Below are 13,637 nucleotides of genomic sequence, written 5' to 3' on the forward strand. Positions count from 1 at the left end.
TTGTACTCGTTAGTGTGCGTTGGCGGCGTTTTCAGCCAGTTCCTGTGCAAGACGAATGGCCGCGACAAGACTGTCCGGGCGGGCAATGCCTTTGCCTGCAATGTCGAAAGCCGTGCCGTGATCCGGCGACGTGCGAATGAAGGGAAGCCCCAAGGTCACATTCACAGTCTCATCGAAAGCCAGTGCCTTGGCCGGGATAAGGGCCTGATCGTGATACATGCAGACCGCAGCATCATAGGTCGCGCGGGCTGGCGCGTGAAACATCGTATCGGCGGGCAGGGGGCCGCGAGCGTCTATCCCTTCACTGCGCAATGCCTCGACTGCTGGCAGGATGATAGCGTCATCCTCCTTGCCCATAGCTCCGCCTTCACCGGCGTGCGGGTTAAGTCCGGATATGGCGAGACGCGGTGCGAGAATGCCGAACCGTTCTCGCAGTTCGGTGGCGGTGATCCGCGAAACTTCGATGATATCGGCAGTTCTTAAACGGACGGGCACTTCGGCAAGCGGAATGTGTATGGTGACCGGAACGGCGCGAAGCTGCGGCCCGGCAAGCATCATGACGGGCGTGACAGGTTTGCCCAGATATTTGCTGGCGAGTTCCGCTAGAAACTCCGTATGGCCCGGATGCTGGAACCCGGCTTCATAAAGCGGCTTCTTTGAAATCGGGCAGGTGACAACTGCCGAGGCCTCACCTTTCAATGTGAGTTCGACAGCGTGCTCGATGGCTTCGATGATGCCTGCGGCGTTTTCCGGGAGGGGCTTGCCGACACTATCCGTCAGCTTGTTGTCGAGAGGGAGAACCGGCAAAGCATCAGCAAATATACGGCTTGCGGCGGAAATGGTGGTGATGACCTCGATCTCGACGTCAAGTCCGAGATGCTTCGCGCGCGCAGTCAGTTGAACCGGATCTGCCAGCAAGGCGAAAGGCGGCAGCGCAAGCTCGTCGCGCCGGAGCCAGGCGACAAGCGCAACGTCGGGGCCAATGCCGGACGGATCACCAATGCTGATGGCGAGAGGAGGAACAGGTGATGCGGACATCGCGTCAATAGTCCAATGAATACGGATGAATCCGTCAGGTCGGTTTAGCGATTGACGATCGTCGCCTTTTCGCGCAGTTCCTTGAGATATTTCTCGCTGAGCTGTTCCGCCTTCTTTTCCTGGCCAGCAGCGGAATCCGCGCCTTCCATGGAGAAGACGAGCTGGGCGACGCGGTCATCCGACACTTGCCGGGTTGAGCAGACGGCCAGGAATTCAACGCCCTTTTCGGTTTCCTGCGGCGGGGTGGTGCCGCCAACCGATGTGGACTTGACCGCCTTGGACCATTCGCCAGGCAATTGCTGTTCGATAATGCGGCCAAGATCGCGGACGGTTACGTCAAGAATGCCCTTGGCCTGCTGACGGGTTGCATCGCAATTCTGGAAGCGCGAGCGAAGTGCATTGGCTTCCTGCTTGCGCTTGGCGAGCAGGGCAGGAGAGCGCTTGGAAGCCGGTACCACGAAAATGACCTGCTGGAGACGATATTCGGTCGCCACAGGCTTCTTGCCGCCATCCTTCAACATACGCTGAACGGCTTCCTGTTCGCTGACCATGCCGGTCGCACGGAAACGGGCGCTGACGAGACGGCCCCAGCCCATCTGGACCATGATGTATTTCTTGAAATGATCCGGCGTAACGCCCGACTGATTCATCAACTGATTGAGCTGTGCCAGACTCATCTTGTTACGGCTGGCAAAACCGGCATAAGCCTCATCGACCTGCTGTTCGGAAATATTGATGCCGCGCGATTTCATCTCGACGCGCTTCAACATTTCATCAGTCAGCTCTTGCTTGGCAATCTGGCTGAGATTGCCGCCCTTGCGCTGCAACTTCAAAAAGGCCATGCGGTGCTGAATATCGCTGTTGGTGATGGCGTTGCCGGAAACGATAACCTTGACCTCGGAACCTGCACCTGCAGCAAATGCTGGAACCGCAACCGTTCCAAGCGTCGTCAGGCAGACTGCGGCGCTCAGCATGGAGGCGAAGAGAGGTCTTGCAATCATCATCTTTCTTTCCCGATTCCTTCCGGTCGATGAACGACAATCCTTACCGGACGTATCCCTTTATGGTCATTATCGTCGGCAGCCAAACAATCAATCAATCATATCAGCGGCTGATCATAAGCTGCCTGTATAGATGACCCAGTGCGGCGAAACAATGACCCAAAAGCTATTTTGCGAAGGTTGTATCGTGTGAATACTACAGAAAGAAAGCCAAATCAGGCTTTGATGTGCAAATTTCTTTGTCGAATGAAATGAAAAGACCGGAAGCATTTCTAGTGCTTCCGGTCTGTCAAGTTTAGAAAGTCTGATTGCCGCTACCGATGTCACCCAGGGTACGCAGCGAAATGTTGAAGCCGACGCTATGAGATGGTTTGTCGTCCCCTGGATTGCGGGTTTGGACATAAGCCATTGAGTAAGTGAAGCACTCATCATCATAGGCGAGCCCTGACGATGCGCGGACCAAGGTATCAGATACCATATCATAGGTGCCTGAACCGAAAACGCGCCAGTTTGCATTGATGCGCGCTGTCGCAGAGCCCGTAACTTCCTGACGGAGATCGTTATATCCGTAAGCAGGTTGCGGGGCGATATAGGCGTACTGAGCGGAAACGGTCAGCTTCTGCCAGCTCTGCTGGGCTTCAAGTTCGCCACGCTGGACCGAGAAACTCTCCTTGTCGAAGCGTCCGCGAGCAGCCAGAGCAAGGCCTGTCGAGTTGGACGTACCGATCATGGCCACATAGTCAGATCGTGCATCCTGCAAGCCGGAATCTGCGCCGACATTCAGGAAGTCGCTTGTGCCGTAAGAGTTTACGCCACCCAACTGGAACGACTGGCCGCCGAGAGCATAAAGAGCCCAGTCGCTATTGTTGAAGTTGCCCGAATAGCGCAAACCGAGATTGGCGCGAGTGCCGCCCTCAACACGGTCATAACCGGAGAACTTGTCACGCGAGAACAGGTTCGTCGCGTCGAAAACAAAGCTCTGGGCGTCTTCATTTGGCAATTCGCCCGCATAGCGTTCGTTGTTGCGAACATAAAGCTGTGCGATCGGCTCGATGATATGCGTCGAGCTGGTGGTCGAGAACAGGATTGGCCAGCGCAGTTCAAGCCCTGCGGTTGCCATGGCGCGAAGAGCCTCCGAACGCACGAGTGCATCCGTATAACCAGCACTCGCCGGATCAAAATTCGTGTTGGCGCCAATCGCATCACCGCGTAATGCCAGCAACGGCGTGATGACAAGACCGGCAGGCGTGATGAATGTGCGCTTCCATTCAGCTTCAGTAGTCAGGCGAACATTCGTGCCGCTAAAGCCGGGAATACGAGCATAATAAGGCAAGCCATTGTTCGGGTTCACCGTATGATTTGCATTCTGGCGATACAGCGCCTGCAGATTGGTATTGAAGTTCAGTTCACCGCCATAGACTGGCTCTGGCATTGTGTAGGAATAATCGAGGCTCGGGAAAACCCAAGGCTGCTTCGAGTGCATCTCATTCGGATTATCCGACAAGAGAGATTCCTGCACATTGAAGCGATAGAAATTCAGGTCGAAATAATTACGGTTGTTGATACCCGTAAGATATATTTTGGACACCTGAGTTTCGGCGTTATAGCCTTCAAGGCCATAGGTGCGGCTGAAATTCCGGTCGGTCTGTGCCATCACATCCCAGCCAAAACGCCAGCGCGAATTAAGATTAAAGTCGCCTTTCGACGCAACCATACCGCGGTTGTCTTCGTATCGGTCTACAGAATCGGCATCGAATTCACCGGGCTTGTTCTGGTGAATGCCCGCAATACGAAGATTGTATGTGCCATTTTCCAGGCGATGACGCCATTCGGCTTCGGTCAGGAAGCCCTGCTTGGTGTAAGCCGTCGTTGAAAGCGTGACGTCGTAGTTTGGAGCAAGTGCCCAGAAATACGAGTTCTTAATGCCGACACCCAGATCATCCTTGTAGGAGAAACCCGGAAACAGGAAGCCGCTCTTGCGCTTCACCGTCGGGTCGGCCATCTCGAATGCCGGGAAGTAGGCAAGTGGCATGCCGAAGAACTCGAAGCGGCCATGTTCGAAACGGACCGTCTTCGTCGTGCTGTTCCAGATGATCTTGCGCGCCTTGATCTGCCAGAGAACAGGCTTGTCCGGATTCTTCGCACAGGGTTCGCAGGCCGTATAGACGCCATTGTTGAACGTCGTGATTTCGCCGTTGCTGCGTTCAGCACTTTCAGCGGCAAAGCGGGTGTTATCCGTCGTCTCGACGCGCAGGCCATTTACGAAGCCGTCGCGGAAACTGTCGGTGACATCCATATGGTCGGAATAGATCTTGTTGCCGTCGCGCTCGACGACCTCAACATTACCCGTCGCGGTCATGCGCCGCGTTTGCTGGTTATAGGTTACCTTGTCGGCGACGAGATGATTGCCGTCATACTCGATGCGCACCTTGCCCTGAGCCGTGACGGTATTGACGTCGCGATCATAGACAAGCTCATCAGCCTGCAGAAGCATGCGTGCGTTCGGATCGCTCTTGTAATTGGCAGCAAGAGCGTCCTGTGCCGATGCGGGTGAGGGCAGGGCCGCGACAGAAATGAAAGGCAAAGCAAGGACGCACGCCAAGGCCGTCCCGCGCGTTAGGCGCGAGAGCGAATGGGGCAATACCATGCGGGCGTTACTCGAACCCACTAACCATCCTCCTTATGCAACAAAAAGGAGACACCAAAGAATGTCGCGATAATAACCGGAACCCAGGCAGCCACGAATGGCGGAACGAATCCCGCATTCCCGAATGCCTTCACTAGCACCGAAACGACATAAAGCATGAAGCCTGCGATAACGCCACCCAGAATCATAGCTCCTGACTGACCAAATCGCACAAATTTCAACGACACTGTTGCAGCAATGAGAGTCATCGCCATCAGCAATGCCGGCAATGCCAGAAGTGACTGGTATTGCATGTCAAATGCGTTTGCGGAGTAACCGAAGGAACGCGCGACCTCGATCTTGTGGCGCAACTGCGTGAAGGGGATCGTGTCCGGCGTCGCGAGCTTCTCTTCCACATATTCCGGACGAAGCTGCGTCTCGATCTGGAAACTCGCCATTTTCTCGGGTTCTTCGCCGCGCGCGAATCGCGTCACGTCGGTAAGCTCCCAGTGGCCGTCCTGCAGTTGTGCGGTCCGTGCGTCGTAGCGTACCCTGATATTCTTCTTCTCATCGAACTGAATGAATGTCGCGTCAGCAAGTGTCGCGCCCTGATCCAGAATGCTCTTTGCGCCGATGATGGTTTCGCCTTCATCCGTTTTCTGGCGCAGCCACGGGTCGCGCAGGGCGGAAACGTCGGTAACCTTGCCGGTCTTCCATGTCGATGCAATCTCGTCGGCCTTGGCAAAACCGTAGGCGGCGAATGGATTGAGGATGAAGATCGTCGCTAGGCCAAACAGGAATGCGCCGAAGCAGGCAGGCAGAAGGAATTGCCAGGCCGACACACCAACGGAGCGAGCGACGACCAGTTCGTATTTTCTATTGAGCGAGATGAGCGTCGCCATTGCGGAGAACAGGGCAACAAACGGGATCATCTGCTGCATGATGAAGGGTACGCGCATGGCGGAAAGGCCAAGCGCAGCCCACACCGAATAGTCCGGCAGGTTTGAAAGCTTGCTCGCATTCTCGGTGAAATCGAGAAGCAGCGACAATGCGAAGATGCCGAGCAGAAAATAGAACGTGATCTGCACATAGCGGATGAAGAAATAGCGCCCGAGCGTCCAGCCGATCATGCCTGACCTCCGGCTTTATTGCGGGAACGTCCCGTGAGGCGGGCATAAAGCTCCGAAACGCGATTTCTCAGACTGTCGAAATTGTCGAGAATACGGTCGTTCCATTTGTCCGGCAGGCCGATCCGTCGCCCGGTGGCGAGCGCAAAGCCAGTCACAAGGATGACGGCGGCGGGCACGAGATACATGACGACGATATAGCCTGCATCCTTGTCGGCCCGGTCGGATGCGAAATAGCCTGCCCAATAGACGAGGAGGGCGGTGCTGATCGCCGAGAAGGACGCAGAGACACGAGCTTCGCGATGCGAACGGGAATCGCCCGCAAAAGCCAGTGCGATCATTGCAAAGACTACCGGATAGAGCCATTGCGTCAGACGCCGGTGCAATTCGGCCTTATAGCGCAATGGGCGGGTCTGAAGGATCGGGTCATTCGGGTCCGGGTTCAAAAGATAGGACAGCGGACGGTCTTTCGCATAGATGACGAAATCGTCGCCAGCCGAGGCGAACTGGCTGAGATCGAATGCGTAGGAATTGAACTTGATGATCGAAACCGTGCCATCCGACACGTCACGCCGCTGAACTTCGCCGTTCTGCATCAAGAGCATGTCACCGCTTGGCGTCGAAGCAATTGCGCCATCGGCAGCATAATAGATGAGGTCAAGCGATGGATCGCGGGAATCGGCGATGAAAAGCCCGCCAATGCTGCCATCGGCGCGTCGTTCCGCGACCTGAATATAAAGATTGTCCGCCAGTTTGCGGAAATTGCCTTCCTGAACGATGACATTCATCAGATCGGCGCTGGCATTGGCGATCATGGCGCGCATGTTCATGCGCGCATAGGGATCGACATAATTGGCGACGAGAAACGAGACGACGGAAATCACGGCCGCAAGAATCAGAATAGGGCGCATCACCGCACTGCGCGGGGCACCCGATGCATTGATAACGACCAGCTCGGAATCCTGGTTCATGGTGGACAGCGTCTGTGTGATCGCAATGATCAGCGCAAACGGCATCACGAGCGGGATGGCTGACGGAATCAACAGCGAGCTGAATTGAATGATTGTCTGGAATGTCTGGCCGCTTGTGGTCAGAAAGTCGATGCGCTGAAGCACCTGCACGGTCCAGGTAATACCGACTGCCGCCCCAAGCACTGCGAGGAACATGATCGCCACCCGGCGTAAGATGTACAACTCAATCAATCGCATAGGTGGAGTCTACATCCCGGTTCCGTTGAAGAATGCGCACCTGAAAATGGCTGCGGCACTCGTGATAATCACTAAACTTAATGACGCTTGGCTAAGATTGGCCCAATAAACGCGGTTAACAGATTACTAAAAGCATCATGAAGATGCCAGCTCTGCTGTTTCCCTTAATGGGTGATGAGTGGGCTCAAGGCAACCGGTTTTTGCGGGAAGCATGTAAGACGAGTTTGCAATTGTGTCCTGCACGGTTTTCCTCGGGCTAAAACTGGACAATCTGGGATCTGCTCTTGCTGTTTCGCCATATTCGTCTCACATGAGTGGGGAAAAGTCGCGACACAATCGTGTCATTCTCAAATCGACACCAAGTTTGGAGTTGTCATGTCTAAACGTCCTTCGATCTCTTTCAGCGATTTTGCAGTACCGGAAAAAGGTGTGTCCATCGTCCTCGTCGCCAAGGGCGGCGGTTTTGCGGATGAAGCGGCTCAGGCCGTGGGTGGCGCGGAAAAGATCAAGCGTATTGCCGAAATTTCCGGATTTACCGGCGCATTGGGCAAGTCGGCGGAAGCGATCGAGACAACTTCCAGCGGCATCGACAAGATCGTTCTGGTCGGCGTCGGCGAAACCGGCAAGCTTGGCAATGACGACTGGCTCAAGATTGGTGGCGCGGCGTTTTCACGAATCGGCAAAGCCGAGCGTGCGACCGTAACGCTTGCATTGCCTGAAACCACCATCGCAGGTGACGAAGCAGCAGATTTGGCGCTTGGCATGATTCTGCGCTCCTACAAGTTCGAACGCTACAAGACGCGCAAGAACAATGAGGAAAATGGCGATCCGAAACACGCTGCCAAGGTCAGCATCTGCGTTGCTGACCCGCACACGGCAAAGCGTGCTTTTGAAGTTGCAGAAGCGGTCGCGGACGGCGTTATCCAGGCGCGCAATCTCGTCAATGAGCCTGCGAACATTCTCGGTCCGGTCGAGTTTGCACAGGAAGCCGAGAAGCTCGAAAAGCTTGGCGTAAAAGTTGAAGTCCTCGGCGAGAAGGAAATGAAGAAGCTCGGTATGGGCGCGCTTCTGGGCGTAGCACAGGGTTCCGTTCGCCCGCCGCGACTGGTTGTCATGGAATGGCAGGGCGCGAAGAGCAAAGAAAAGCCGGTTGCTTTTGTCGGCAAGGGCGTAGTGTTCGATACGGGCGGTATTTCCATCAAGCCTGCCGGTGGCATGGAGGACATGAAAGGCGACATGGGCGGCGCGGCAGCCGTCACGGGCCTGATGCGCGCTCTGGCCGGTCGCAAGGCAAAGGTCAACGCCATCGGCATTATCGGCCTTGTCGAAAATATGCCGGATGGCAATGCACAGCGCCCAGGCGACATCGTGACATCCATGTCGGGGCAGACGATTGAAGTCATCAATACTGATGCTGAAGGCCGTCTCGTCCTCGCCGATGCGCTGCACTATACGAATGATCGTTTCAAGCCGCGCTTCATTATCAATCTGGCCACCCTTACGGGTGCCGTCATGGTTGCACTCGGCCAATATCATGCCGGTCTCTTCTCCAACGACGACGAGCTTGCGGACCAGCTTTACGATGCGGGCCAGTCGACCGGCGAAAAGTTGTGGCGCCTGCCGCTCGGCACTGAATACGACAAGATGATCGATTCGAAGTTTGCCGATATGAAGAACAGTGCCGGCCGTTACGGCGGATCGATTACGGCCGCGCAGTTCCTGAAGCGCTTTGTCGGCGATACCCCGTGGGCGCATCTCGACGTTGCCGGAACAGCCATGGGATCGCCAGCAAACGAATATAGCCAGACATGGGCTTCCGGCTATGGCGTCCGCCTGCTGGACCGCCTTGTCCGGGATCATTTCGAAAGCTAAAATCTTTTCCAAACAAAAGGATGGGTGGAGAAGCGGAATCAATTTCTTCACCCATTCCCGAAACGGATATTGCATGGCGGAAATTCTCTTCTACCATCTGACGGAATCGACACTCGACGAGGCCTTGCCTGGTTTGGTCGAGCGTTCGCTCGGACGCGGCTGGCGCGTCACGATCCAGACGGTCAGCGAGGAAAGACGCGATGCGCTGGACGGTTTGCTCTGGACCTTCTCCGATACATCCTTCGTGGCGCATGGCACGGATAAAGAGCCTCATCCCGAACACCAGCCGGTATTACTGACCACCAGTGAGGCCAATCCGAATGGAGCGACGGTGCGCTTTCTCGTTGAAGGCGCCGGGCTGGAACAGGCGGATGCTTATGAGCGTCTTGTCGTCATGTTCGACGGGCATGATCAGGATCAGCTTGATATTGCCCGAGGGCAATGGAAGAATTTCAAGGCAGGAAATCACGACTTGACCTATTGGCAGCAGACGCCAGATCGCCGCTGGGAGCGCAAGGCGTGATACGGGCTCTATTCATTTTGATGATCGTCGCCGGGTTTGGCCTTGGCATCGGCTATCCTTGGTATATGCGCCATTTCACGGGCAGCGAGATTGGCCGCTGGACCATGCTTGAAAATCGTCAGAGCGGCTTCAAGATACAGGAAGTCAGGTTGTCGGCGGCTGATGGGCCTGTGCGTGTGTTCATCGATGCCACGCCTTTGCCGGGTTACGTGCCTGCAGAAAGGCGCTCGGCGGTTACGCTTGCGGTCAGCCGCGACGGTCAGCCGGTTCTCTCCCAGGGACTCGATTTCGCCTCCACCAGCGGTTCCATCAATACGGACCGCCCGCAGGATGGCAGCGTTCTGCGCCAGAGCGCCGGGGACATCGATCCGGTCATTCCGGGGCTTTATGCATTTCGTCTGGTGCAGGGAAATACCGATGGGCTTCAGGTTTCAAAAGCCGATCTCGTATTGCGCCGTGGGGCCGAAACGCCTGACGAGGTCTATACGACCATCGGTCTGATCCTCGGTGCATTCGGTCTTTATGCCCTGATGCGCACGCGCCTGCGTCCCCAGAGCTGATTGATGACGATGCTCTGCAAAATTTCCGACAGATTGCTGCTGTTGCTGCTTTCGGCTGTTGCCGCACTGGTTGCGCTGATACCACTCGAAAAGCTTGGCGTCTTCGGCTCTTCCTTTGAAGGGCAGAGCGGTTACGCTGCCCTTTATTTCGGGTTTCCCACTCTGACCGTTATTTTCGCGCTTCTCGCGGTGCGGTTCATGCCCCGCCCTCTGCCGGTTGCCATGCGCATCGTGGGTTGGCTGGCGCTGGCAATCGTGACCTTATTGATGTTCACTTAGAGCATTTACAGCAAAAGTGCGAAGCGGTTTTGCGTTGGATAATGCGTATAAACAAACAGATAGAGTGCTGTGCGTCCTTTTGTGACGCACAAAACCAATACCGGCGCTCACGCAACTTTCGTCGACGGTGTCATCACCATGTCAACATGGATATTGCTAAACGGGCAATATAGCGCGCCTCGCTCGTCTTTTTCGATCAGGCCCAATTCGACTAGAGCTGCCGCGTCTTCATGGACACGCTTGACATCGCGACCCAATCGGCGCGCAAGTTCCCGCACGCCCACTGTACCGCTTCCCAAAAGCTCATTAAGCAAGAGCCAACGCCGTTCGGTGAGGTGAGAAAAGAAAGCTCCTGGGGTCTCGAAATTAAGCGTCTCGCCTTGATATTCACCAGAGGCCACACCAATCTTGGCGCGTTGTCCAGCCGCACGCAACGCCGATTTCCAGTTCGGATTCGTCGTGATTGTCAGTGTTCTCATGATCGTCTCCGTTTCTCTACTTCGAATAAAAAATCCTCAATGAGTTGGTCCAAGTTTGTGAACTGATAAGGATATTCTTTCCCATCCAGATGCATGTGGTCGCCTTTTCCACGTTCGTTATCAAAGCCGACGACACGTTCTCCGTTTTGAATATAGACCATCCGGTATTTGAACCCGTGGGACGCTGGCGGCACCGGCGTTGGAACCTGCCAGACAACAAACTGGAAATACTTCCGTCTGTCTCGACGCTCTTATGCTCGGTTAGCTTTTGCGCTTTCATGTTGTCGATTATGCCAACATTTTATATTGTTGTCAATTTCGCCAACATTCTGGCAGGACTGCAGGCTTTCGCACTGGAAACGTTGGTCCTACCGCCAGAAAAAGCGCTTTGAAGCGGTTTTCAGTCCGCCATCGCTTCTTCATATTCGGTGGAAAGTTCCAGCCACTTGTCCTCAGCATCCGCAAGTGCAGAACGGGCGTCACTCATGTCCTTGTTGATCCGGATCGCCTTCTGAGGTTCCTTCTCGTAAAGGGCCGGATCTTCCAGTTGTGACGAGAAGCCTTGAATCTGTTTCTGCAGTTTTTGGATCAAGGCTTCGGTTTCCTTGATCTTTTTCTGCAGTGGCGCCATGGTTTCACGTTTCTGGGCGGCGAGTTTTCGCTGTTCGGCCTTGTTGACCTTGGCGTTATCGTCGCGGTCGGCGGCCGGTTCTCCCTTGGCATCGGCCAGAACAATCTGCCGGTATTCATCGAGATCGCCTTCAAACGCCTTTACGCCGCCTTCGCGGACCAGCCAGAGCCGTTCCATCGTAGCTTCGATAAGATGGCGGTCGTGGGCAATCAGGATAACCGCGCCGTTGAAAGCGTTGAGCGCATGCACAAGCTCTTCGCGGCTGTCGATGTCGAGATGGTTGGTCGGTTCGTCGAGGATCAACAGGTTGGGACCGTGAAAGGTCGCAAGTCCCATCAGGAGACGCGCTTTCTCGCCACCGGACAGGTCTTTGGCCGGTGTCAGCATCTTCTCGGTCGAAAGGCCCATCTGCGCAACACGCGCGCGCACCTTCGCCTCCGGTTCCGTCGGCATGAGCTTGCGCACATGCTCGATGGCATTGTCTTCGGGGATCAGATCATCCATCTGATGCTGTGCGAAGAATGCGACCTTCAAGCTCGGTGAAAGCGTAAGCGTGCCTTTTTCCGGCGTCAGGCGACCGGCAATCAGCTTGGCCAGCGTCGACTTGCCGTTACCATTTGAGCCGAGGAGGGCGATGCGGTCATCATTGTCGATGCGCAAGGTCACATTGCGAAGGACCGGCTTGCCGGGCACATAACCGACATCGGCATTATCAAGCGCGATGACAGGCGATGCCGTCTTTTTGTCAGCGTCTGGAAAACGAAACGGCTGCACATTGCTTTCAACATAAAGCTCGATTGGTTTGAGCTTTTCCAAAGCCTTCATGCGCGATTGTGCCTGACGGGCTTTGGTGGCCTTGGCGCGGAACCGTTCCACGAAGGATTCCATGTGCTTGCGGTGGGCTTCCTGCTTTGCGTGGGCCTTCTGCTGCAATTCCAGCATTTCGTGGCGCTGGCGCTCGAACTGATCATAATTGCCACGCCAGAAGCTGATCTTCTTCTGGTCGAGATGCATGATCGAACTGGTCGCCGAGTTCAGGAGATCACGGTCGTGGCTGATGATGATGACCGTGTGCGGATAGCGCTTCACATAGTCGACCAGCCACAGCACGCCTTCAAGGTCGAGATAGTTGGTCGGTTCGTCGAGGAGCAGCAGGTCCGGCTCGGCAAAAAGAACCGCTGCCAGAGCGACGCGCATGCGCCAGCCGCCGGAAAAGGCGGATGCGGGCTGGCGTTGTGCTTCGGCATTGAAACCGAGACCGGACAAAATGGCACCTGCGCGAGCTTCCGCAGAGTGAGCGTCGATGTCGGCAAGGCGGGTATGAATTTCGGCAATGCGGTGTGGATCGGTTGCCGTGTCAGCCTCTTCAAGAAGTGCTGTGCGCTCCTTGTCCGCCTTCATGACGATTTCAATCAGTGCGTCCTCGGTGCCGGGCGCTTCCTGCGCCACCTGACCGATACGGGTATTTTTCGGAAGCGAGATGCTGCCTGTTTCCGGCGCAAGATCGCCCGTGATCACACGAAACAGCGTAGATTTGCCGGTGCCGTTGCGGCCCACGAAACCCGTCTTCGATCCCGCTGGCAGCGTTACGCTGGCGTGGTCGATCAGGAGGCGTCCGGCAATTCGTACGGAGATGTCGTCAAGGATAAGCATGGTGAAAGCGCTTTTGCACGGCTTGAAGCGTTTCCGCAAGTATCAACATCAGTCAGGCGAAGCGGCGTCCGCCTTCGGTTCGCTGGAATTGTGAGAGGTCGAGCGATGGAGCGTCAGTACCGAGCCGCGTCAATGCCGCGTGGATCTGGCCGCGATGATGGGTTTGGTGATTGAACAGATGTGCCAGCGAGGGCGCAAGCCGCTGGCTCATCGTGCGCATGTCCGAAACGGTCGTATAGGTAAAACGTCCAGCAAGCTTGTCGGCGTTCAAGGAGTCGGTATAGCGGCAGATGCGTTCATCTTCGGCATTACGCAGATCGCGCAGCGTGATGAAATTATCGGTTATGATGGCATCGAGTTGCTTTGGATGGTCGCCTTCGCCGGTAAACCGCTTCATCCAGATGCGGTCGGTGACCAGAAGATGGTTGAGCGTGCGATGGATCGAACCGAAGAACAGCCCGAGATCGAGCCGGTATTCCTCGTCGCTCAGATCGGTAGCAGCGGCATAGAGCAGTTCGTTGGCCCAGCGATTGTACCAGGCAAACATTTGAAAATGCTGTTCCATACAAGTCCCCCGCTACCCGATAGCCTGAATCAGAGTGGCATAATCTATACCTTCAAATTTCGTCTATGCCTTCAA

Annotated in this window: 13 protein-coding genes; 4 read left to right on the forward strand and 9 right to left on the reverse strand. The window is 55.5% G+C overall.

Annotation, left to right across the window (positions count from 1 at the left end):
- Window positions 1-9: 9 nt before the first annotated feature.
- The 5 genes from pdxA to lptF form a co-directional block, all read right to left on the reverse strand.
- Entirely contained in the window at window positions 10-1,038 is a 1,029-nt protein-coding gene (pdxA, locus tag F9K94_RS00220; RefSeq protein ID WP_151642952.1) for a 4-hydroxythreonine-4-phosphate dehydrogenase PdxA, read from the reverse strand.
- Between the two features lie 44 nt (window positions 1,039-1,082).
- Window positions 1,083-2,042, reverse strand: coding sequence for a peptidylprolyl isomerase (locus F9K94_RS00225; RefSeq protein ID WP_061347310.1), 960 nt, complete (start codon window positions 2,040-2,042; stop codon window positions 1,083-1,085).
- A 292-nt stretch (window positions 2,043-2,334) separates the two neighbouring features.
- Window positions 2,335-4,686 carry an LPS-assembly protein LptD gene (locus F9K94_RS00230; protein WP_151644066.1) on the reverse strand — a complete coding sequence of 784 codons (2,352 nt, stop codon included), beginning with the start codon at window positions 4,684-4,686 and terminating at the stop codon, window positions 2,335-2,337.
- Between the two features lie 20 nt (window positions 4,687-4,706).
- Window positions 4,707-5,795: an LPS export ABC transporter permease LptG gene (gene lptG / locus F9K94_RS00235; RefSeq protein WP_151642954.1), complete on the reverse strand. Its 1,089-nt coding sequence runs from the start codon at window positions 5,793-5,795 to the stop codon at window positions 4,707-4,709.
- The gene (gene lptF / locus F9K94_RS00240) at window positions 5,792-7,000 is read right to left on the reverse strand and encodes an LPS export ABC transporter permease LptF (protein WP_061347313.1); all 1,209 of its coding nucleotides are present in this window, start codon (window positions 6,998-7,000) and stop codon (window positions 5,792-5,794) included. The genes lptG and lptF overlap by 4 nt, the downstream gene beginning before the upstream one ends.
- A gap of 375 nt (window positions 7,001-7,375) precedes the next feature.
- Here lptF and F9K94_RS00245 point away from each other — a divergent pair, with 375 nt between their 5' ends.
- From F9K94_RS00245 to F9K94_RS00260, 4 genes are all read left to right on the forward strand, one after another.
- Window positions 7,376-8,872 (forward strand): leucyl aminopeptidase, encoded by a 1,497-nt coding sequence (locus F9K94_RS00245; RefSeq protein WP_151642956.1) that lies wholly within the window; start codon window positions 7,376-7,378, stop codon window positions 8,870-8,872.
- A gap of 73 nt (window positions 8,873-8,945) precedes the next feature.
- Complete coding sequence (locus F9K94_RS00250; RefSeq protein ID WP_151642958.1) at window positions 8,946-9,395, forward strand: DNA polymerase III subunit chi; 450 nt, start codon at window positions 8,946-8,948, stop codon at window positions 9,393-9,395.
- A complete protein-coding gene (gene bspB / locus F9K94_RS00255) occupies window positions 9,395-9,955 on the forward strand; it encodes a type IV secretion system effector BspB (protein WP_151644068.1) in 561 nt (186 codons plus the stop codon). The genes F9K94_RS00250 and bspB overlap by 1 nt, the downstream gene beginning before the upstream one ends.
- Window positions 9,956-9,958: 3 nt before the next feature.
- Window positions 9,959-10,234 (forward strand): hypothetical protein, encoded by a 276-nt coding sequence (locus F9K94_RS00260; RefSeq protein ID WP_151642960.1) that lies wholly within the window; start codon window positions 9,959-9,961, stop codon window positions 10,232-10,234.
- Between the two features lie 107 nt (window positions 10,235-10,341).
- On the opposite strand, the gene F9K94_RS00265 is transcribed toward F9K94_RS00260, so the two are convergent.
- From F9K94_RS00265 to F9K94_RS00280, 4 genes are all read right to left on the reverse strand, one after another.
- Window positions 10,342-10,713: an HVO_A0114 family putative DNA-binding protein gene (locus tag F9K94_RS00265; protein WP_061347317.1), complete on the reverse strand. Its 372-nt coding sequence runs from the start codon at window positions 10,711-10,713 to the stop codon at window positions 10,342-10,344.
- Window positions 10,710-10,907, reverse strand: coding sequence for a toxin-antitoxin system TumE family protein (locus tag F9K94_RS24630; protein WP_235920549.1), 198 nt, complete (start codon window positions 10,905-10,907; stop codon window positions 10,710-10,712). The genes F9K94_RS00265 and F9K94_RS24630 overlap by 4 nt, the downstream gene beginning before the upstream one ends.
- 206 nt (window positions 10,908-11,113) lie before the next feature.
- Window positions 11,114-12,997, reverse strand: a complete 1,884-nt coding sequence (locus tag F9K94_RS00275) for an ABC-F family ATP-binding cassette domain-containing protein (RefSeq protein WP_151642964.1) — start codon at window positions 12,995-12,997, stop codon at window positions 11,114-11,116.
- A gap of 52 nt (window positions 12,998-13,049) precedes the next feature.
- Window positions 13,050-13,562 (reverse strand): DinB family protein, encoded by a 513-nt coding sequence (locus tag F9K94_RS00280; RefSeq protein ID WP_151642966.1) that lies wholly within the window; start codon window positions 13,560-13,562, stop codon window positions 13,050-13,052.
- Between the last annotated feature and the right edge of the window lie 75 nt (window positions 13,563-13,637).

Source organism: Brucella tritici, assembly GCF_008932285.1.
In the GTDB taxonomy this organism is placed as follows: Bacteria; Pseudomonadota; Alphaproteobacteria; order Rhizobiales; family Rhizobiaceae; genus Brucella; species Brucella tritici.

Coding starts and splice junctions, on each gene's coding strand:
- pdxA (WP_151642952.1), bottom strand. CDS start 1,038: ATGTCCGCATCACCTGTTCCTCCTCTCGCCATCAGCATTGGTGATCCG.
- F9K94_RS00225 (WP_061347310.1), bottom strand. CDS start 2,042: ATGATGATTGCAAGACCTCTCTTCGCCTCCATGCTGAGCGCCGCAGTC.
- F9K94_RS00230 (WP_151644066.1), bottom strand. CDS start 4,686: ATGGTATTGCCCCATTCGCTCTCGCGCCTAACGCGCGGGACGGCCTTG.
- lptG (WP_151642954.1), bottom strand. CDS start 5,795: ATGATCGGCTGGACGCTCGGGCGCTATTTCTTCATCCGCTATGTGCAG.
- lptF (WP_061347313.1), bottom strand. CDS start 7,000: ATGCGATTGATTGAGTTGTACATCTTACGCCGGGTGGCGATCATGTTC.
- F9K94_RS00245 (WP_151642956.1), top strand. CDS start 7,376: ATGTCTAAACGTCCTTCGATCTCTTTCAGCGATTTTGCAGTACCGGAA.
- F9K94_RS00250 (WP_151642958.1), top strand. CDS start 8,946: ATGGCGGAAATTCTCTTCTACCATCTGACGGAATCGACACTCGACGAG.
- F9K94_RS00260 (WP_151642960.1), top strand. CDS start 9,959: ATGACGATGCTCTGCAAAATTTCCGACAGATTGCTGCTGTTGCTGCTT.
- F9K94_RS00265 (WP_061347317.1), bottom strand. CDS start 10,713: ATGAGAACACTGACAATCACGACGAATCCGAACTGGAAATCGGCGTTG.
- F9K94_RS00275 (WP_151642964.1), bottom strand. CDS start 12,997: ATGCTTATCCTTGACGACATCTCCGTACGAATTGCCGGACGCCTCCTG.
- F9K94_RS00280 (WP_151642966.1), bottom strand. CDS start 13,562: ATGGAACAGCATTTTCAAATGTTTGCCTGGTACAATCGCTGGGCCAAC.